17 protein-coding genes are annotated in these 19,897 nt (G+C 58.1%); 3 read left to right on the top strand and 14 right to left on the bottom strand.

Going from position 1 to position 19,897, the window contains the following annotated elements; genetic code table 11:
- The 4 genes from IEN85_RS18200 to IEN85_RS18185 all read right to left on the bottom strand — a co-directional run bounded on the left by IEN85_RS18200 (position 1) and on the right by IEN85_RS18185 (position 4,773).
- Complete coding sequence (locus IEN85_RS18200) at positions 1-756, bottom strand: discoidin domain-containing protein (protein ID WP_224772724.1); 756 nt, start codon at positions 754-756, stop codon at positions 1-3.
- 8 nt (positions 757-764) lie between these two features.
- The gene (locus IEN85_RS18195; protein WP_191618541.1) at positions 765-2,108 is read right to left on the bottom strand and encodes a Gfo/Idh/MocA family protein; all 1,344 of its coding nucleotides are present in this window, start codon (positions 2,106-2,108) and stop codon (positions 765-767) included.
- Between the two features lie 22 nt (positions 2,109-2,130).
- The gene (locus tag IEN85_RS18190; RefSeq protein ID WP_191618540.1) at positions 2,131-2,667 is read right to left on the bottom strand and encodes a hypothetical protein; all 537 of its coding nucleotides are present in this window, start codon (positions 2,665-2,667) and stop codon (positions 2,131-2,133) included.
- 189 nt (positions 2,668-2,856) lie between these two features.
- Positions 2,857-4,773: an AMP-dependent synthetase/ligase gene (locus IEN85_RS18185; RefSeq protein ID WP_191618539.1), complete on the bottom strand. Its 1,917-nt coding sequence runs from the start codon at positions 4,771-4,773 to the stop codon at positions 2,857-2,859.
- 163 nt (positions 4,774-4,936) lie between these two features.
- On the opposite strand from IEN85_RS18185, the gene abc-f reads away from it, so the two are divergent.
- Positions 4,937-6,811: a ribosomal protection-like ABC-F family protein gene (gene abc-f / locus IEN85_RS18180; RefSeq protein ID WP_191618538.1), complete on the top strand. Its 1,875-nt coding sequence runs from the start codon at positions 4,937-4,939 to the stop codon at positions 6,809-6,811.
- A 203-nt stretch (positions 6,812-7,014) separates the two neighbouring features.
- Positions 7,015-7,485: a type II secretion system protein gene (locus IEN85_RS18175; protein ID WP_191618537.1), complete on the top strand. Its 471-nt coding sequence runs from the start codon at positions 7,015-7,017 to the stop codon at positions 7,483-7,485.
- A 5-nt stretch (positions 7,486-7,490) separates the two neighbouring features.
- Here IEN85_RS18175 and folK read toward each other — a convergent pair whose 3' ends face one another.
- The 9 genes from folK to IEN85_RS18130 all read right to left on the bottom strand — a co-directional run bounded on the left by folK (position 7,491) and on the right by IEN85_RS18130 (position 14,657).
- Positions 7,491-8,324 carry a 2-amino-4-hydroxy-6-hydroxymethyldihydropteridine diphosphokinase gene (gene folK, locus IEN85_RS18170; protein ID WP_191618536.1) on the bottom strand — a complete coding sequence of 278 codons (834 nt, stop codon included), beginning with the start codon at positions 8,322-8,324 and terminating at the stop codon, positions 7,491-7,493.
- Positions 8,317-8,694, bottom strand: a complete 378-nt coding sequence (folB, locus tag IEN85_RS18165; protein ID WP_191618535.1) for a dihydroneopterin aldolase — start codon at positions 8,692-8,694, stop codon at positions 8,317-8,319. The genes folK and folB overlap by 8 nt, the downstream gene beginning before the upstream one ends.
- On the bottom strand, positions 8,687-9,535 hold the full coding sequence (gene folP / locus IEN85_RS18160; RefSeq protein WP_191618534.1) for a dihydropteroate synthase: 849 nt from the start codon (positions 9,533-9,535) through the stop codon (positions 8,687-8,689). Before folP ends, folB begins: the two co-directional genes overlap by 8 nt.
- Positions 9,528-10,364: an aminotransferase class IV gene (locus IEN85_RS18155; RefSeq protein WP_191618533.1), complete on the bottom strand. Its 837-nt coding sequence runs from the start codon at positions 10,362-10,364 to the stop codon at positions 9,528-9,530. Before IEN85_RS18155 ends, folP begins: the two co-directional genes overlap by 8 nt.
- A complete protein-coding gene (gene pabB / locus IEN85_RS18150) occupies positions 10,357-11,661 on the bottom strand; it encodes an aminodeoxychorismate synthase component I (RefSeq protein ID WP_191618532.1) in 1,305 nt (434 codons plus the stop codon). Before pabB ends, IEN85_RS18155 begins: the two co-directional genes overlap by 8 nt.
- Positions 11,661-12,230 carry an anthranilate synthase component II gene (locus IEN85_RS18145; RefSeq protein WP_191618531.1) on the bottom strand — a complete coding sequence of 190 codons (570 nt, stop codon included), beginning with the start codon at positions 12,228-12,230 and terminating at the stop codon, positions 11,661-11,663. The genes pabB and IEN85_RS18145 overlap by 1 nt, the downstream gene beginning before the upstream one ends.
- Before the next feature lie 5 nt (positions 12,231-12,235).
- Positions 12,236-12,751 (bottom strand): NUDIX hydrolase, encoded by a 516-nt coding sequence (locus IEN85_RS18140; RefSeq protein ID WP_191618530.1) that lies wholly within the window; start codon positions 12,749-12,751, stop codon positions 12,236-12,238.
- Positions 12,752-12,820: 69 nt separating this feature from the next.
- Positions 12,821-13,921 carry a Gfo/Idh/MocA family protein gene (locus IEN85_RS18135; protein WP_191618529.1) on the bottom strand — a complete coding sequence of 367 codons (1,101 nt, stop codon included), beginning with the start codon at positions 13,919-13,921 and terminating at the stop codon, positions 12,821-12,823.
- Positions 13,922-13,952: 31 nt separating this feature from the next.
- Positions 13,953-14,657 (bottom strand): YggS family pyridoxal phosphate-dependent enzyme, encoded by a 705-nt coding sequence (locus IEN85_RS18130; RefSeq protein ID WP_191618528.1) that lies wholly within the window; start codon positions 14,655-14,657, stop codon positions 13,953-13,955.
- Between the two features lie 68 nt (positions 14,658-14,725).
- Here IEN85_RS18130 and IEN85_RS18125 point away from each other — a divergent pair, with 68 nt between their 5' ends.
- Positions 14,726-15,619: a LysR family transcriptional regulator gene (locus IEN85_RS18125; protein ID WP_191618527.1), complete on the top strand. Its 894-nt coding sequence runs from the start codon at positions 14,726-14,728 to the stop codon at positions 15,617-15,619.
- Positions 15,620-15,916: 297 nt separating this feature from the next.
- Here IEN85_RS18125 and metH read toward each other — a convergent pair whose 3' ends face one another.
- The gene (metH, locus tag IEN85_RS18120; protein ID WP_191618526.1) at positions 15,917-19,645 is read right to left on the bottom strand and encodes a methionine synthase; all 3,729 of its coding nucleotides are present in this window, start codon (positions 19,643-19,645) and stop codon (positions 15,917-15,919) included.
- Between the last annotated feature and the right edge of the window lie 252 nt (positions 19,646-19,897).

Genomic DNA, 19,897 nt, shown 5'->3' with positions numbered 1-19,897 from the left:
CTAGTACTCTCCAAAGACTTCCACCTCGACGTAGTGGTTCATCTCGTTGCTGGTGTTGCCGTCGGAGTACAGGCGAACGTAGCGGGCCTTCGTCTCCTTCGCGCCGATCAGCTTGCCCTTGTTGGTCTCCACGTAGGCCATGTCCCGGCCCGCCCCGAAGCCCAGCGAGTTGTCGTGGTCGTTGTTGAAGACCGTCGTCACGCCGCTCTCGAACGACTCGTCGTCGGAGAGCTGCACCACCACGTCCACGTAGGCGCGCTTCTGGGTGTGGAAGTGCCACAGGCCGAGCCCGTAGATCGTCGCTGTGCTCTCCAGGTCGATCTGCACCCATTGCGGGCCCTGGGCCAGCTCCACGAAGTAGCCTTCCTCCGACTCCTTGTCCCCGTCGGTCACCAGCTCGAGCTCGCCGATGATGGGGAAGTCGTCCGAGGAGGTGACTTCCTTGCCGAAGGCGATGTTGGAGACCCCGGCGGGGGCCAGGACGGTGGGCTGGGGGGCGTCGGGAGACTCCAGATTGGGCAGCACGATGGGCACCGGAGTGCCGGAGAGGAAGGGAGCCGGGTAGTCCAGCTCGATGGGGGCCTTGTCGGCCGCGGCCAGTATCGAGGCCGCGGATACGGCGGCCAGGGTCAGCAATGTCTTTTTCATAATTCGGTAATTTGGATTATCTGTTTCAGGTGGGTCGGCCGCTCCGCGGGCGACGGGTGGGCTGGCCGCTCCGCGGGCAGCAGGACGGCCGCGGAGCGGACGTCCCACCCTTGTTTCTACACCTCGAAGTCGCTGGGCTGGAACTCGAGCACGCGCCTCGCCGCCACCGCCTCGTTGACGCGGAAGATGCCGACCTCGCTCTTGAAGGAGTGCTCCCCGTCGGCGTTGAGCTTGGCCTCCCCCTTGATCGCGGAGAAGAAGTTCTCCAGGTGCGGCTGGTGCGGCGGCTTGTCCAGGGCCACCGGGATGTCGAACTGGGCCAGGGGCGCCGTCTCGCGCACGTCCACCTTGGCGTCCTTGGCCGGGGCCGGGGCCTCGGACTGGGTGAGGTAGTGCAGGTCGATCCACTTGTCCCAGCTGGGGGCCCGCTCCTCGCGGTAGATCTTGGAGAGGCTCGGGTTCTCCGAGAACTTGATGGAGCCCTCGTCGCCCATGAAGTACTCCCAGTAGCCGCCGCCGGCTGAGGTGGTGGTGAGCGTCTGGTAGAAGGCGCGCACCGGGCCGTAGGAAGTGTCGTACTCGTAGATCACCATCACGTTGTCGTACCACTCGCGCGAGGGGTAGTAGTCGGCCCCGCCGGAGGCGAAGACGGACTTCGGATAGGCGTCGAGGAACCAGTTGAAGATGTCGATCTGGTGGGCGCCCAGGTCGGAGATGGGCCCGCCGGAGAGGTCCTTGAACCAGCGCCAGTTGCGGAACTGGTGCATGTCGGCGTAGCCGTACCTCTTGAGCGTGGCCTCGTCGATGGCGTACTTCTTGGGCCAGCCCACGTCGGGGGTGACCGCCCGGTTCCACTGCCCGTTGAGGTTGGTGATGCGCCCGGGGATCTTGGCCTTCTTTATCAGGTTGTTGTAGCAGTGCTGGTAGCGGGGGTTGGAGCGGCGCTGGTGGCCGATCTGCAGCAGCTTGCCGGTCTCCCGGGCGGTCAGCACCATGGAGCGGGCCTCCTCCACCGTGCGGGCCATCATCTTCTCGCAGTAGACGTGCAGCCCGGCCTTCAGGCAGAGGTTGGTGTGGCGGGCGTGCCAGAGGTCGGGGGTGGCGACGATGGCCGCGTCGAGGTCCTTCTCCTTCTCCAGCATGTCCTCGATGTCCTGGTAGGCGTTCACCTCGAAGCCTTCCTTGGCCAGCTTGCGCTGGCCGTAGGTGCGGCTGTACTCCCAGATGTCGCACACGGCGCGGAAGCGCAGGCCGGGCACGTTGAGCATGGCGTCGAGCAGCACGCGGCCTTGCACGCCCAGGCCCACCAGGGCCACGTTGATCTCGCCGGCGGGCGAGGACTGGGCCCGCGCGAAGGCGGGGGCGAGCATCACGCCGCCGGCGGCGACGAGGCTGTTCTTGACGAACTCGCGGCGGGCGAGCGGGGCGCCGGGAAGGCTGGTCTTGCTGTCTTGGGTCATGGTATCGGGGGTCGGTAAGGGGTTAGAGCTTGTCGCCGGCGACGGCCCAGCGGTTGTACTTCACGAGAGCCAGGGCCAGGGCCACCAGCAGGACGTGGGTGCCCAGCCAGGCCACCCCGCCGCTCTCGTTCAGCAGCACCAGGCCGACGGAAAGGGAGACGTAGACCAGGCCGCTGGCCAGCAGGGCCAGGCGCGGCAGGGCCCCGGCCAGCAGCAGGACGCCCAGGGCCAGCAGGATCCAGCCGAGGACGCCGGAGTAGAGGTCCAGCGCCCAGGTGGGCATCAGCGGCTCGGCGGCGAACTTGTCGTAGAGCGGCTCGGGCAGGCCGTGGTAGTGCGAGAAGCCGTAGACCTTCTCCTTCACGTTGACCATGGCCCCGGAGATGTCCGGCTCGCCGAACTCGTCGAGCAGCGGGCGCTGCACCGTCTCGGTGCCGGCGAACTTCTCCAGGCCGGTGAAGAGCGAGCGAACGCCCAGCCAGAGCCGCAGGACGAGGAAGGCGAAGGACGCGCCCAGGGCGTCGAGTTGGAAGGGGGATTCGGGGGAATCGTCTTTCATTTTGATAGTCAATTACTTGGGGTTGGGGGAAATGGGAGATGCGTTGCGCAAAATTAGCGCAGCTTAAGTCTGGTACGCTGAACGGGCATAGAGGTCGAACAGGAACTGTAACTTAGGCCTATCAGCGGTCCACTATTAGACAAGGGTATCGCGGAAATAAGATTCGTCGGGAAATCAGGCCGTTGCAACCTAAGCGGCAAAGATTTCATCGATCAGGTGACGGTACTTTTCATCTACCACGTGTCGCTTGATCTTGAAGGTGTTCGTCATTTCCTCGCCCACTTCAAAGGCCTTTTCCAGCAACCGTACGTCGTGCAAGTGCTCAAATTTCTTGAAGCCGTTGTCGGACGAGATCAGTCGCTTCGCCTCCTGCCGGATCATGCGGATCGCTTCCTTGTGGTGCGCAAGATCCGCCAACGACTCAGCTTTTATGCCAGCAGCCTCGAAACCTTCCAGAGAGGGCACGACCAGAGCGCCCAGGTGCTTGCGGTCTTGGCCCACCACCATGCATTGGTCCACCAAGGGCGACTCGCAAAGTTTCGCCTCGATGGGAATCGGTTCCAGATTCTCGCCGTTGAGCAGCACGATGGTATCCTTCGAACGCCCCATAATCTTAAGGCAGTTGTTGTAGGTATACATTCCGATGTCTCCCGTGTTGAACCATCCATCTTTCAATACGCGAGCTGTCGCTTCAGGATTCTTGTAGTATCCCTTCATGACTTGCGGGCCTTTCAAGTGGATTTCTCCTTTGAGGCCGCGCCCCTTCCCCTTCTTCGACGGATTCGGGTACAGAACCTCTCCAGTATTGAGATCTATGATACGAAGCTCGGTTTCTGGATACAGCGGTCCCACGGTCCCGATCACCAAGCGCTCCAGCGTACGCACGGCAGCTACCGGCGAGGTTTCCGTCAAACCGTAGCCTTCCTTAACCGGAATGCCGATATAGTTGAAAAACTCGTCCACATGAGGCTGCAAAGCCCCTCCCCCAGAAACAGTCCCCTTGAAACTACCACCTACGATCTGTCTCAACTTTTCCAATACAACTGCGTTCAGCGCCACGTAGAGCGGGAGAAAAAACAATATCTTGAAAGCTCCTGCCGCGGCTTTGCCCAAGGTCTCGCCCAAGCCGCGCCCCTCCAAGTCCATTTCCTTTCGCTGGAAGAAAAACAGAGAGCCTTTCACCATGCGCGAACTGAAATAGGCCGCCCTAAAAAGAGCGCGACGGATCCAGTGCGAGGTCTCCACGTTCTTGCGTATCTTTAGGTACAAGTTTTCCCAAAGTCGAGGGGCAGAAGCCATGATGGTTGGCTTTACGGCCTTAAGGTCGTCACCGAGCGTGCGCAGACTCGTGAAGTAAGTGCAGCAGCCATTGCTCACCGCTATCATGTGGAAAATGCGCTCATAGCTGTGCCAGACTGGCAAAATCGACAGCAAGCGATCGTCCGGCTCCAATGGGAATGGCAGGTTGCGCACCTGCGACGCCATGTTCGCATGCGTTAATTGTACGCCCTTGGGCGTTCCGGTGGTGCCCGAGGTATAGATCAAGGTGAATAGGTCATCGGGCTTGATCTGGGCCATGCGGTCCTCGACCTGACGATCTCCCTCAGCCCGCAGCGCCTTTCCGCGCTCCACTAAACCGTAGAGGCCGAGCACTCCCTTCGGGGGGGGCGCCTTCGGATCCATCAGGATAAGATGCGTGACCTTGTCGAGCTTGGGCATGATGCGAATCACACGCTCTAGCAAACGCGCGCTTTCCACAAAGACCACCTTCGCGTCCGAGTGCTGCAAGATGTATTCAATTTCCTGATTCGTGACATCCGTGCCGCGCGGCACGTCGGCGGCACCGCACATGAGGATGGCGTAGTCGGCGATATTCCACTCCACGCGGTTATCCGCCAACAAGCCCACATGGTCACGAGCGTCTACCCCGAGCTCTATCAATGCAGTGCCAAGGTACAGGCCAAAGTCGTAGAGGTCCCTGTAGCTGACTGGCTGGTAAACGCCTTTGCGAATGCGAGAGGCAAAAGCCGGCCGGTCGCCGTAACGTTCCGCTGCCAAGCGGTACATCTCCGCTAGATTGTCCGATGCAATACCTTGAAACTTCATCAATTCGTAGAATGGGGAGGGGGCAATATGAGTGAGGTCAGGCCCTTCCCGTTTCAAGCAAGAAGGGCCGCTTATCGCACCGGTGAGCCCTACTTTCACATTTTCCCATTGCCACAGCCCAATTCCATGGAGAAGCCTACCGATTCACAGCCTATACCACTCCATGCCCGTTCTCAGCGTAACAGAATTGACCATTAGCTTCAGCGGTCCCGCCGTTCTCGAAAACGCGAGCCTGCACATCGATCGAGGCGAGCGGGTATGCGTGCTCGGACGCAATGGCGCCGGCAAGTCTACCCTGCTGAAAGTGATCTCCGGCGAGTACGGAGCTAACTCCGGCTCCATCACCTTCCCGGAAGGCGGCGTGGCCACTGCCCTGCCCCAGGAAATCCCTCAGGACCTAGACGCCAGCGTCCGGGAAATCGTCACCTCTGGATTCGGAGCCGAAGGCGAAGCCCTGCTCGCCTTGCACGCCGATCGCCCCCACTCACCGCTCGACCCTGAGCGCCAGTGGAAGATGGAAGCCAGCATCGAGCAAACCCTCAAGGACCTCCAGCTCGATCCGGACGCCCGCTTCCCCACTCTCTCCGGCGGACTCAAACGCCGAGCCCTGCTCGGCAAGGCTCTCGTCTGCGAACCAAGCGTGCTCATCCTCGACGAGCCGACCAACCACCTCGACATCGAGTCCATCCTCTGGCTGGAAGACTTTCTCATCGGCAGCAAGCTGACCCTGCTCTTCGTCACCCACGACCGCTCTTTTCTCAAACGCCTCGCCACCCGCATCGTCGAAGTGGACCTCGCCCAACTCAACAGCTTTCGCTGCGACTACGAGACCTACCTCGCCCGCAAGGAAGAGCTGTTGGAAATCGAAGCCAAGAACCGAGCCGCCTTCGAGAAGAAGCTCTCCCAGGAGGAAGCCTGGCTGCGCAAAGGCATCAAGGCCCGCCGCACCCGCAACGAAGGCCGCGTGCTCGCCCTCAAGAAAATGCGAGACGAACGCGCTTCTTGGCGCAGCCGTTCGGGCAACGCCAGCTTCTCGCTCCAGCAAAGCTCCAGTTCCGGGGCCAAGGTCATCACCGTCAAGCAAGCCTCCGTATCCTACGGCGAAAAACAAATCCTCAAAGCTTTCGACGCGCAAATCATGCGGGGCGATCGCATCGGCGTAATCGGCCCCAACGGATCCGGAAAAACCACCCTTCTCAAACTCCTCCTCGGAAAACTCCAGCCCAGCAGCGGCGAGGTCGAACACGGCACCAAACTTGAGATCGCCTACTTCGACCAGATGCGAGCCCAGCTGGACTACGACAAAACCGTTTTCGAAAACGTGGCCGACGGCAACGAGACCGTTCCCGTCAACGGCAAGCAACGCCACGTCATGACCTACCTGCAGGACTTCCTCTTCACCCCCGAGCGAGCCCGCGCCTCCATCAAGACGCTGTCCGGCGGCGAACGAAATCGGCTGCTCTTGGCTCGCTTGTTCACTCAGCCGGCCAACCTGCTCGTGCTCGACGAACCGACCAACGACCTCGATGCGGAAACCCTCGAGCTGCTGGAGGAGCGCATCCTCGAGTTCGACGGCACCCTGCTTCTTGTGAGCCACGATCGCGAGTTTCTGGAGAACACCGTCACCTCCCTATTCGTCGTGCAAACAGGTGGAGCCGTAACCGAACACCATGGCGGCTACAACGACTGGCAAGCCCGCCGTAAGCAGCAGCTAGCCGCCCAGCAGGCCTCAGCGAAACAGGCTAGCGAATCCTCCGCCAAGCCGAGCCGCAACAACTGGAAAGAAAAGAAACCGAAGTTCACCAACAAGCTGCGCAACGAACTCGAAGCCCTGCCCAAACGAATCGAGGAACTGGAGGAGCGCAAGGAAGCCCTCGTCGGCGTGCTCGCCGATCCCGCTACCTACCAAGAGGGTGAAAGCAAGATCGTCGCCCTAAAGTCCGAAATGGGCGAAATCGAGTCCGAATTGGAGACCGCCTTCGAACGGTGGGAGGAATTGGAGACCCTCAAAGAGTCTCTTACCGACTCCAACGCATGAGCGCTGGAACGCGCCAAGCGGAGGCTCCTCTCTAGCGGAGATAAGCTGATAACTCTATCGGCCTCGAAACGCGTTTTCGATTAGCGCCGGATTTACACCGAAATCCAACTTTTCACTAGTAAGAGCTTGGACATCTGGACGATACTAGAGACTCGGAATCCGACCTAAGCAAACAAAGCGAGCCAACCCAACTAACACACTCGATGAACAAAGCGAAAAACTCCAAGAACGGCTTCACCCTAATCGAACTTCTGGTTGCCGTGGTGATCCTAGGCGTACTTGCCTCCATCGCAGTTCCCCTCTTCAGCAGCTACCTTCGAAACGCCCGCGCTGCAACCTTTGCCACCGACATTCGAATCCTAGCAAGCGCAGGCTCTCAATATTCGCTAGAATCCGGTTGGTGGGTCGAGGACTCCTCAACCGGCGTGTTCCCGCCTGAGCTCGAAGGCTACGTATCTCGCAAGAAGTTCGAACTTGGCAGCCCTCTTGGAGGCAAGTGGGACTTCGAACACTTCGACTTGGGCAACTTCACTTCGGCCGTGGGAGTGGTTGCTCCTACGCACGGGGACGACATTTTCGCAGTCGTAGACAAGCGGATCGACGACGGAAACCTCTCCACAGGTATTTTCCAGAAACTCGAATCAGACCGCTACTACTACATCATCGAGGACTAGAGCTCCTAAAACTGGCCGGTTCTAAGCATTACGAGCGTACACGCTTCCAGAGTTTCGACTCCAGCTTGCTCTAAACTCCGGCGTACTCCCTCGTTCTCGGTTCCGGGATTGAAGACAACACGCCTCGGCCGAATCGATAGGAGGTCCTCAAGAATCTCTTCCACTCTCGCGGAGCCTATGTAGAGGGTTACCGTATCCACCGGATCCTGACATTCAGTCAAACGACTCAAAACTGGTTCCCCAAGGATAGCACCTCCTCGAGGAGCGATAAGCCGAACCTCGTAGCCCGCCCCCATCAATTGTCGCTGCGCCAAATGCGCGTAACGATCCGGCTTGGGACTTGCTCCAACAATTGCAACCACCGACTGCATCCGTTCCACTCCTTGGCGCTCGAGGCCTTCCAGAGAAGACGCCAATGCAACGCCATCGACCTCCAAGTTCGGATCCAGCTCGATAAGCGGAACCAAAACAAAAGCCCGTTCGCTGATACGAGGGTGCGGCACTTGCAACTCGCTCTCCTCAATCTTCTGCTCGCCAAAGAGCAGAATGTCGATGTCCAGCGTTCGCGGTCCCCAACGCTCTAGGCGTACGCGCTTCAAGTCCCGCTCCACAGCCAAGCAATACTCAAGCAACTCGCGAGCTGTAAGCGTCGTATCGAATCGAGCAACCGCATTGACGAACCAATCTTGCTCTACGCCTCCAATAGGCTCCGTCCTGTAAAACGAGGACAGCTCTAAATTATGGATACGATCATTATGCCCTAGAGCCTGTATCGCCCTGCGAATGTTTCCGACTTTACAACCAACGTTGGAGCCGAGACCGATGTAGACCTTATTCATCACGTTCGCGTCTTATTGTGATTCCCACCGCGCGAAATTTACCGTCGATCGGAGCCTCTGGCTTGCGCACCGTTACGGACACCTCTTGCACGAGGTCGAAATAACTGAAAATCTCTTCCGAAAGTTGCTCCGCGTAACTCTCAATCAAATCGCAACGAGCCTCATCCATCAGTTGCTCCGCCAACGCGAATACTTCGGCGTAATTTACGGTCTGCGCCAAAATATCGCTCCGACCGGCCTTTCTCAAATCCACGCCCAACTCGACGTCGATGTAGAAAGTCTGCCCGTTTCGCTTCTCGTCTTCCAGTACACCGATGAATCCGAATAGCTCGATTCCCTCGAGAAACACTGTATCCAATTTCTTATTCATCTAGGTCTCCTCCTCTGTAAATCAAGTCCGCCAGACCAAGCGCCCGCACGTGCGCCGCCACATCATGCACCCGGAAAATTTCGATTCCCGCAGCCACGCCCGCGACCGAACTGGCGAGAGTCGGTTCCAACCTCAACTCCAGCGGCAATCCAGTTGGTTGAGCAGTGATGCGCTTGCGAGAAGCTCCAAGCAAAAGAGGAAAGCCAAAGGATCGAAGCAAATCCAGTCCTCTCAAAATCTCGAGATCCTCCTGCCGCGTCGTTCCAAAACCGACTCCTGGATCCAAGACAATCGCGGCCTCCTTCAAGCCCGCATCGAAAGCAACTTCCAACGACTTCTCCCAACTCGCTCGGATGCGATCCAAGATTGGTTCTACCCCCTCCCCTAAACGTCCATTCCGCATCAAGACAACCCCAGACCCGAAGCTGGCCGAAACAGTCGCGAGATCCGTTTCGGACAAAAAACCGTTCACGTCGTTGACAATATTGACTCCCGCTTCCAGGGACGCCGCAGCAACCTCCGGTTTGCACGTATCGACAGAAAGAATACAATTCGGCCTCCGCGCCCTGAGCTCTCGCACCACTGGTACCACGCGCTCAATTTCTATGTCCGCGCTCACCGGCTCAAACCCTGGTCGAGTCGACTCGCCTCCGATATCGATGATATCAGCTCCTTCTTCGAGCATCTGCTCCCCTCTCGCCAGCGCTGCCTCCAAGTTCAAGTGCTTGCCGCCATCTGAGAAACTGTCCGGGGTCACGTTCAAGATCCCCATCAACAGCGAACGTTTCCCTAGCTCCAACTTGGCATCGCCCGCCAGCTTCCAAAACAAATCCTTAGACACGATGCGAACGCGCCTCCTCTCGCTCCAATTCCAAATAGGACTCCCTGAGACGAGGGAGCCAGTTTACTTCGTAACTCGCCTCCGTCCCGGAACTCGCTTGATAGCTCGCGACCGAACGAGGACCGCTCCCGGAACTCGTGAGAAAAACTTCGGAAGCCGCCAACAAATCAGCTTCCTCGAATACGCCTTCCTTTACTTCAATCCCGTTTTGTCGAGCCAGCTCGATTACCTTGCGGCGCACGATTCCGTCGAGCAATCCGCAATCGAGCGCCGGGGTGCTCAAGACGCCATCCTGCACAAAAAAGAGATTGGACACGGCACACTCCGTCAACTCGTTCCGCTCGTTTTTGAAAACGCATTCATCGAAGCCAGTGGCTTTCGCTTTCTCGAGCTCCAGAACCGATTCCATGTAGTTCAGGCTTTTGTTCCGGCTAGTGAAAGCCTGAGATGCCTTAACCACCTTGGACTGCGACAATCGGCTCGGTGCCAGTTCAGTCGGCACCCCTCTTGTCCGTACAAACAAAGCAAGGGACGGGTTCTTCCCGCTGTCCGTTATCACGATTTTGAATACACCCGCATCAACGCCTTCGGCCTCGAACAACAAGCGGGCCTGCTCGCGTAGCGCAGTCTCGTCGAGTTCGCAATCCAATCCAGCTCCCACGAGACCGCGGCGCAATCGCCCGAGGTGTTCACTGAAAAAACAAGGCGTTTTATCCAGGAACTTCATGGTCTCGAAAACTCCGAAGCCAAATGCGAAGCCACGGCTCAGGAGCGGTTGCGAAAGCGCATCCGCATCTAGCAATTCGCCATTCAAAATCAGCTTAGCCATCGAGGCTCCCTCCTAACGCATTCACCATGGCTTTCGCCTTCAACAAGGTTTCATCATACTCGCTCGCCGGGTCACTGTCCCAAACGATACCGCCCCCAACTTGAAACGACAATCGCCCGGCTGCAATCCGCAAAGTTCTGATTGCAATGTTCAAGTCCACGTTTCCCGAAGCGTCGAAATAACCAATCGAACCTGTGTAAACTCCACGTTCGCCTCGCTCCAGCTCGTCGATCACTTGCATGGCTCGGATTTTTGGAGCACCCGTTATCGAACCTCCCGGAAACATAGCCTTGACGCAGTCGAGCGCCGTCCGGCCTGTTTCCAATCTCCCGCTCACATCCGCGGTTTGATGGATCACCGTGGCGTATCGCTCCAAGCGAAAAAGGTCGTCCACTCGCACGCTTCCCGGTTCGCAAACGCGACCCAAATCATTGCGCTCCAAGTCGACGATCATGAGCAGTTCGGAGCGATCTTTCTCGGAATTCTCCAGATCGCGGGCGTTGCCTGCCGCTTCCATTTCGGAGGCGCCGGCAGAGCAGGTACCTTTAATCGGTCGCGTCGTCGCCTGCCCGTCAATGATCTGCAGGAAACGCTCCGGAGAAGAGGAGACGATCTGCTCGTCGCCAAAATCCAAATACGCGGCGTAAGGCGCGGGACTTCGCTCCGCCAACTCCAAGAACAGTTCAAATGGGTCACCCTCGCAATCCGCTTCGAAACGCTGCGACAAGTTCACTTGATAAACGTCTCCGCTGCGAATTTTCGAGCGTACCGCTTCAACTGCGTCCAGGTATTCATCCTTTCCGAAATTGGAGTGCAACCGGGAAGTCAGGCGAAAGGAATTCCCATCCACCCTTTGCCCAGAAAACGCTCGCCGGCAAAACGACATCAAGCTCTCGCTTGGCTCGTCCTGTAGCGAGACCAACCACGTTTCCTCACGTTCATGATCAAATACCAAAGCGCCATCGTAAACAGCGAATCGGTTATCCGGATACGCTCCCGAGGACGGCTTGAGTTGCGACATCTCCAGACAGCGTCCCGCGTCGTAGGAAAGGTAGCCAATCGGTCCGCCATAGAACGGCAAGCGTCCCTTCTCGATAGACCTCAGCTGTTTCAATTCCTCCTCAATCGCCTGAAAGCCTGTCGACGAGACTACCTTCAAAGGATTCGCAGCCAAAATCGAATATCGCCCTAGACCATAGGCACGCAAACCGCTGTAGAGGAAGGAGACTCCCGGCAAGCGCGAGACCTTTCTGGCAGCGGCGATCGGATCAAAGGGAACGTCTAACTTCCTTTCCATCAGTGCCGCCCCTCCACCGCGTTCTTAAGCAACGCCATCCCGCCTTCCGTTAGATACGCTTCCGGATGAAACTGGACTCCAGAAATTGAATACACTTTATGGCGCAAACCCATCAACTCCCCAACTTCGGAGCGGGCGGTCGCTTCCAAGCAATCGGGGAGATCGCGCTCCTGAACGACCAGGGAATGGTAGCGCGTCACCTGCAGCGGATTCGCCAAACCGGTAAAGACCCCTTTCCCATGGTGAAGCACAGGCCTCACTTTTCCATGTACGGGTTGCTCCGCCTGCACCACCCTGCCTCCAAAGTAAGTGGCAATGGTCTGCATGCCCAAGCAAATCCCTAAAAAGGGTATCTCCTTGTGATAGGCATCCAACAAATCGATACAACGTCCCGTCGCCTCCGGTCCGCCCGGACCAGGCGAAATCACGATCAAGCTGAGCTCCATTCGACCAACCTCGTCGACATCCAGCTCATCGTTGCGTCGCACCAGCACCTCTTGCCCAAGCATTCTCAGATACTGGGAAAGGTTATAGGTAAAGGAATCGTAGTTATCGACGAGCAAGATCATCCGACTCAGCCGATTCGACTTTCCTCCACCAGCGTCGAGGCCACCCCATCGGAACGAAGGAAGTGCAAGCTCTCGCCCTCAGCCAGGATGCGCTCCAGCAGCACTGCTCGGTCCAAAGCCGGCATCTCGATTCGTTCAAGCTCTCCGCGATCGAAAAAGCAGAAGTCGCCTTCCTCTATTTGCGGAGGCAAGCCTCGCAGGCATACCTTCACCTGAAAGACGAACATCAACCAATGCCCCGTGCTTTCGTAATCTTTTTCCGAAAGGATGCAGCGCAAAGCCAGATCGCTTGCATCTAGCGCAACGCCCACTTCTTCAGCAGCTTCTCGGATCGCGCACTCGTACGGCGACTCCCCAGTCGGCATCTCCAACTTGCCACCCACCGCGCACCAAAGCCCCAAGTTAGGCGGACGCTTGCGGCGAATGAGAAGCAAGCGGCCCGCCGCGTCGCTAAAGTACAGCAAGGTACCGATGCGAAACCGGCTGTGGTTGCTCTCTGGACTGGGCTGCGTTGCTGACACCAGCGGCATCCTGTGAATGGCCACCGCGGCGCCAATGCTTTTCTGTGGCTGAACCGATAACGAGCGCCCCTAAAATCGCGGCGAACCACCCTCGGACGCTCCGATAACCGGCAAACGTTCGAACCGAGAAGCCACCGCCACTCGCTGGCCGCTCGCTGCCGATTCCTCGCAAGCGAGCATCAAGTCGAAAACGTGGAACGCGATCTCGCCGTTGGCCCGGTGGGGGCGATTCGCGCGGATGGCCGCCGCCATGTCAGCGATTCCCAAGGCTCGGGCGCCTTCGTAGTTGTGCTGCAAGGACAGCGATTCCCAGCTTCCTCCCGCTCTGCAAACCCTCAGCTCGCCGTCGAATCGGTTGGGATCTGGCAAGGACAGATTTCCTTCCGTACCGTAAAGCGTAAGCATTGGCAGGTCGTGCTCCCCTTGCACGTCGAAGCTGAACAAGGCGCTCACCGTTGCCCCGTTTTCGAACTCGATCAGACTCGCGTTGTGAGTCGGCGTTTCGACAGCGATCTTCGTCCCCTCTAGCGCCCCACTTCCCACCGTGCGCTCGGCGAATACTTGCTTCGCAGAAGCCACCACCGAAACCGCTGGGCCGAACAGGTTCACCAAAACCGTGAAGTAGTAAGGAGCCATGTCCAATACGGGTCCGCCGCCCAGCTTGTAGTAAAATTCTGGATTCGGATGCCAGCGCTCATGCCCCGGACAAGCGAAGACGGCCGTGCCGCCAAAAGGCTTGCCGATAAAGCCCTCGTCCACCAGCTTGCGAGCGGTTTGCAGCGGAGCGCTCAAAAAGGTATCTGGAGCGCAGCCTACCCGCAACCCTTTGGCGGCCGCCAAGCGCAAGACCTCTTGTCCTTCATGCCTGTTCGTAGCGAACGGCTTCTCGCAATAGGCATGCTTCCCCGCCTCTAGGATCCGCTTGTTGACCGGCGCATGGAATTGAGGAGTCGTCAGGTTCAGCACGATCTCAACCTCCGGATCCGACAAAAGCTCATCCACCGCAATGGCCTTGGGTACGCCAAATTCCTCGGACCGCGCCCGGGCGACATCCACGTTCAGGTCCGCGCAGGCGACAATCTCGATCTCGCCGTACAGCTTCGCGCCCTTGAAGTACTGCGGGCTGATGTTCCCGCAACCGATAACTCCGACTTTGATCGCTTCACTCATAAGAAATCACAGGTAATCAAGCCCTTGTCGCCTAGCCAGCATAGTTGCGCTGTCCGTATAGAGCGGTGCCGACGCGTACCATAGTACTTCCTTCAGAAATCGCTTCCTTCATATCCCCACTCATCCCCATGGAGAGTTCCGCCAGCTCCACGCCAAAGGAATCGCTCAAGGAGTCGCGGCATTCACGCAAGCTCGCAAAGGTCCTACGGGCAACCTCTGGATCGTCCGAAAGCGGGGCGATCGTCATCAGGCCGTCTACCCTCAGATTCGGACAGCCCAGCGCCGCTTCAAGCAGAGCCGGCGCCTCCTCCAGCTCCACGCCAGACTTGGCCGGATCGCGGCCCGCATTGACCTGCAACAGAACAGACAGGCAGCGGCCCGCCTCCCCCGCATAGCGATCGAGAGCTTTGGCTATCTTGGCCCGTTCTACCGTCTGCACTCGGTGGAAACTCTCCGCGACTTTCTTGGCCTTGTTGCTCTGCAATGGACCGATCAGCTCCCAACGCAGCTCCGGGTCCACATCCCCCATCTTGCCCAAGGCCTCCTGCACCCGATTCTCCCCCACCGCCCGCAAGCCCGCCTCCCAAGCATAACGGGCCACGTCGACGGGATGGTTCTTGGTCACCGGCAAGAGCTGGACCGAGCTCGGGTCGCGCCCCGCCGCGCGGCAGGCAGCTTCAATCTGCCCCTTCACTTCGCTCAAATTAGCCTGAAAATCCTCAAACGATATTAGCATTAACTTTTCTACTGTTTAGTATTGCCTTGATAAGCCTAAGTTATAAACCTGCTTAAAAAACTCCTCGCATGCAAATAGACAACTTCAAGATCTTCGCCGACTTAGTCGAAACCAAAAGCTTCTCCAAGGCCGCTCGCCTCAACGGCGTGACGCAGTCGGCAGTCAGCCAGCAGGCGAGGTCCATGGAGAAACACTTTGCCGCGTTGCTGATCGACCGCAGCCAGAAGCAGTTCCAGCTCACTCGAGAAGGAGAACGCGTCTACCAGTCGGCCAAGGAGATCCTGCACGGCTACGAGAAGCTGCTCAGCGAGCTGATGGAAATGCGAAAAGTCATCTCCGGCACCATTCGCATCTCCACCATCTACAGCATCGGCCTCCACGAGCTGCCCCCTTATATCAAGAGCTTCCTCACCGAATTCCCGAACGTGAACGTGCGCGTGGAGTACCGACGTTCCAACTTGGTTTACGAAGACATCCTGCACAATTCCGTCGACTTCGGCTTGGTCGCCTTCCCACAGAAGAATCGCCAGATCGAAATCACCGACTTTCGCAAGGACCGCCTCATCACCATTTGCCATCCGAACAACCCGCTCGCGAGGGAGTCCAGCCTCCAGCTCGAGACCCTCGCCAAGCACAAGTTCATCAGCTTCGATCCCGACATCCCGACCCGCAAGGCAGTCGACCAGATGTTCAAGGAACAGAAGATCGAAATCGATCCGGTCATGGAGTTCGACAACATCGAAACCGTGAAACGCGCCGTAGAGATCGACGCCGGCATCGCCATCGTTCCCAAGGCGACCGTCCTGCAGGAGATCAAGCAGGGCACCCTCTGCGCCATTCCCATCGACGGGCCCACCTTCGATCGTCCGCTCGGCATCCTGCACCGCAAGGGCCGCGTCCTCACGCCGGCAATGAAGAAATTCATCGACATCCTCACCGGCCAAGACCTGCTCGGCGACTGACCTCAAGCCTTCACGCGCCGACGCTTCTCACTTCAAAGGAGTTCGGGGCCGACGATAACCCCTAACGCCGGCCCCGGATTTGTCTGCTTCTGTCATCAAGACAGTAGCGTCACTCCCTCAATCCCTGTTACCAGGGACGGACCTTCAAACAGCATCGCCTGCGCCAAAAGCGGGCGAGCGAGGGATATGGCTCAAACTAAGGCTCTATTGAGCAATTACGCAAAAAAGCTGCCGCTCAAATCCGAGCAGCAGCCTTCCTGAAATACCAGCCGGTCAAATGACTCGCCTGTATCCGAATCAGCTATACGCAAGATTCGGAGCGAGCCACTTCTCCGCGACTTCTACTGAAATTCCCTTACGCTTGGCATAATCCTCGATCTGGTCGCGCTCGACCTTGCCCACGTTGAAGTAGCGCGCGTCGGTTCCCCCGAAATAGAGTCCGGAAACCGAACTGCCGGGATTCATGGCGTAACTCTCAGTCAAGGACACTCCTGTATGCTCCTCCGCGGAGAGCAACTTCCAGAGCGTATCCTTTTCGGTGTGGTCCGGACAGGCAGGATAGCCCGCTGCGGGACGCACCCCCCGATACTCTTCCTTGATCAGCTGCTCCTTGGTGAGCTGCTCGGACTTGCCAAATCCCCACTGCTCGCGGACGCGTTCGTGGATGTACTCCGCCAGCGCCTCCGCAAAACGGTCGCCGAGCGACTGGGCTAAAATCGCGGTGTAGTCGTCGCCTGCCGCCTTGAACTTGTTGGCAAACACTTCGACTTCCTCGCCCGCAGTGACAGCGAAGCCGCCAAGCGCGTCGACCTGCCCGCTCGCCTTGGGGGCGATAAAGTCCGAGAGGCTGTAGTAGGTCTCGTCACCCACCTTCTCTTTCTGCTGACGCAAGAAATGGAAACGGCTCAGTTCCTCGCTGGCTGACTCGTCTCGCCAGAGCACCACGTCATCACCCTCCGCGTTGGCGGGCCAAAAGGCGGTAACACCGCGCAAGCGGAAGGCCTTCTCCTCGATAATCTGCTTGAGGAGCCTTTGAGCGTCTTCGTAGAGTTCGGTCGCTTGCTTGCCGTACTTTTCGCTCTCTAGGATCTTCGGAAAGACGCCCTTCAGCTCCCAGGTCCAGAAGAAGGGAGACCAGTCGATGTATTCCGCTACCGTGGCGAGGTCAACGTCTTCCCAAAGCGTCAAGCCGTATGCCTCTGGCTTGGCCAGGTCCGCCTTTTCCCAATCCGTGACGAAGGCCTTGGAACGGGCCTCCTGCAGGGAAAGGATCTTCGCCTGGTTCGCGTTGCCCGCAGCGTGTCGCTCGCGCAGCCCGGTTTGAGCTGTATCCAACTCTTGGATAAAGGCGTCCCGCTTGTCGGGATTGAGCAAGTCATTGCAAACGCCCACCACCAGCGACGCGTCAGTCACGTGCACGACCGGCCCGCTGTAGTGCTGGGCAATCTTGATCGCGGTGTGAGCCTTGCTCGTCGTGGCGCCGCCGATCAGGAGCGGCACGGTGAAACCGCGCCGCTCCATTTCCTTGGCTACATGGATCATCTCGTCGAGCGAAGGGGTTATCAATCCGCTCAGACCAATGATATCCGCCTTGATCTCCAAGGCTGTATCCAAAATCTTATCGCAAGGCACCATCACCCCGAGGTCTTCGACCTCGTAGTTGTTGCAGCCAAGAACGACCCCTACGATATTCTTGCCAATATCGTGCACGTCTCCCTTCACCGTAGCAATCAACATTTTGCCGCGCGAGGAACTGGCGTTGTCGGCCTTTTCCGCCTCCATGAAGGGAGTTAGGTAGGCCACCGCCTTCTTCATGACGCGGGCTGACTTAACCACTTGCGGCAGGAACATCTTCCCTTCGCCAAAAAGCTTACCCACGATCTTCATGCCGTCCATCAGCGGCCCCTCGATCACGTCCAACGGACGCGGCAGCTTCTGGCGAGCTTCCTCGACATCCTCGTCCACGAAAGTCGAAATCCCTTTCACCAAGGAGTAAGAGAGGCGTTCTTCAACCGTGCCGGAACGCCATTCGTCGACCTTTTCTTCGACCTTCTTTCCGGAAGCATTGGCCTTCACCTCCTCCGCCATTTCGATCAGGCGTTCGGTAGCCTCTGCATTGCGATTGAGCAGCACGTCCTCCACCGCTTCGAGCAGCTTGGGTTCAACCTCGTCGTAGACCGCGAGCATGCCTGCATTGACGATTCCCATGTCTAGGCCGGCTTGGATCGCGTGATAGAGGAAGGCCGCGTGAATCGCTTCGCGGACAGGATTGTTGCCGCGAAAGGAGAATGAAATATTGGATACGCCACCGCTGACGCGAGCGTATGGACAGAGCTGCTTTATCTCTCGCGTGGCCTCGATGAAGTCGACCGCATAGTTGGCGTGCTCTTCCATGCCAGTACCGACCGTCAGGATATTCGGGTCGAAAATGATGTCCTCCGGTGGGAAATCGAGCTTCTCAACTAACAAGTCGTAGGCTCGCTTACAGATACGCACCTTGTCCTCGCGCGTGGCAGCCTGACCTTCTTCGTCGAAGGCCATCACGATGACTGCGGCTCCGTATCGACGAACCAATGACGCGGACTCGAGGAACTTCTCTTCGCCTTCCTTCAAGCTGATGGAGTTCACCACGCACTTGCCTTGAGCGCACTTGAGTCCGGCCTCGATCACGGACCACTTCGAAGAGTCGATCATGATGGGCACCCGGGAAATGTCCGGCTCGCTCGCCACCAGATTGAGGAATTTCGTCATGCAGGCTTCGCCGTCGAGCATGCCTTCGTCGAAGTTGATATCGATGATGTTGGCCCCGTTTTCCACCTGCTGGCGGGCGACTGCCAGCGCATCGTCGAACTTCTCTTCCTTGATGAGCTTCTTGAAACGCGGGGATCCAGTCACGTTCGTCCGTTCGCCCACCATGACGAACGGCGCCTTCTCGCCCTTCACTTCGAAGGGTTCCAATCCAGAAAGTCGAAGCGCTTTCTCGATCTGCGGAATGGGACGCGGCGGATAGTTGCGGGACTTGTCGGCAATCGCCTTGATATGTTCTGGCGTCGTGCCGCAACACCCTCCGATCAAGTTGACGAACTTGTTCTGGGCAAAGTCTTCGAGGAAGCGAGCGGTGTCGGCGGGCAACTCGTCGTAGCCCGTCTCGCTGAGCGGGTTGGGCAAGCCCGCATTCGGGTAGCAAGAGATGAAACAATCGGCGTTCTTGGCCAATGACTCGATGTAGGGTCGCATGTCCTTGGCCCCCAAAGCGCAATTGATCCCCACGCTCAAAGGTCGGGCGTGAGACACGGAATTCCAAAACGCTTCGATGGTTTGTCCGGATAAAGTACGTCCAGAGGCATCGGTAATCGTAACGCTGAGCATCACCGGCAAGCGTTCGCCCCGCTCCACGAAATACTCCTCGAGAGCAAAAATGCAGGCCTTCAGGTTGAGCGTATCGAAGGTGGTTTCGGGCAGAAAAATGTCGGCACCCGCTTCGCCGAGGGCTCGGATCTGCTGCAAGTAAGCGATCCGCAAGTCGTCGAAGGTCACCGCCCGGTATTCGGGACGGTTAACGTCCGGCGAGAGAGAAGCAGTGCGGTTGGTCGGGCCGATAGCGCCCGCCACGAAACACTCGCGCCCCGGATTTTCAGCCACAAACTCAGCGATCGCTTCCTTGGCAAGCTTGACCGAAGCCGCGTTGAGCAGGTCCACCGAATCCTCCAGCCCGTAGTCAGCCTGCCCGATCACGGTCGCAGAGAAGGTGTTGGTTTCGATGATGTCGGAACCCGCCTCCAAGAAGGCCTTGTGGATGCCCTTGATGACGTCTGGGCGCGTCAGCGTGAGCAACTCGTTGTTGCCCTTCAGATCGCTGGGATGCGCTTCGAAATGCCCGTGGCGAAAGTCCGCCTCCTCCAGCTTGTGACGCTGGATCATGGTGCCCATCGCTCCGTCCAGGAATAGAATGCGCTCACTTAGGAGGGCACGCAGGCGTTGGTAAGTATCCGAAGTAGGAAGTGACTGGATGTTTAGCACGGACATAAAGAAGTTCGGGTAGATCGTCGTTAAGGACTTCGCAAGCTTTGGCTGATCGATAGTGGTTGCTGCCTCCAACGAACGAAGGCCGATCATCATATCAATGTATCTACATTTGTTGATATGAATTTCTGGCGTTCGAGAATCAAGCAGAATTTCTGGCCCCCGAGGCAGGATGCCCCCGGTCCCGCAGGGGCTGCAGCCCGAGTCGCGCCGGCAGCGGCTTTTGCGCAAGTTATTACCGATTGATTTGAGCGC

The sequence above is a fragment of the Pelagicoccus enzymogenes genome (assembly GCF_014803405.1).
Lineage (GTDB): Bacteria > Verrucomicrobiota > Verrucomicrobiia > Opitutales > Opitutaceae > Pelagicoccus > Pelagicoccus enzymogenes.
The sequence above is the reverse complement of the archived record's forward strand: the minus strand, read 5'-3'. Positions and strand labels throughout refer to the sequence as shown.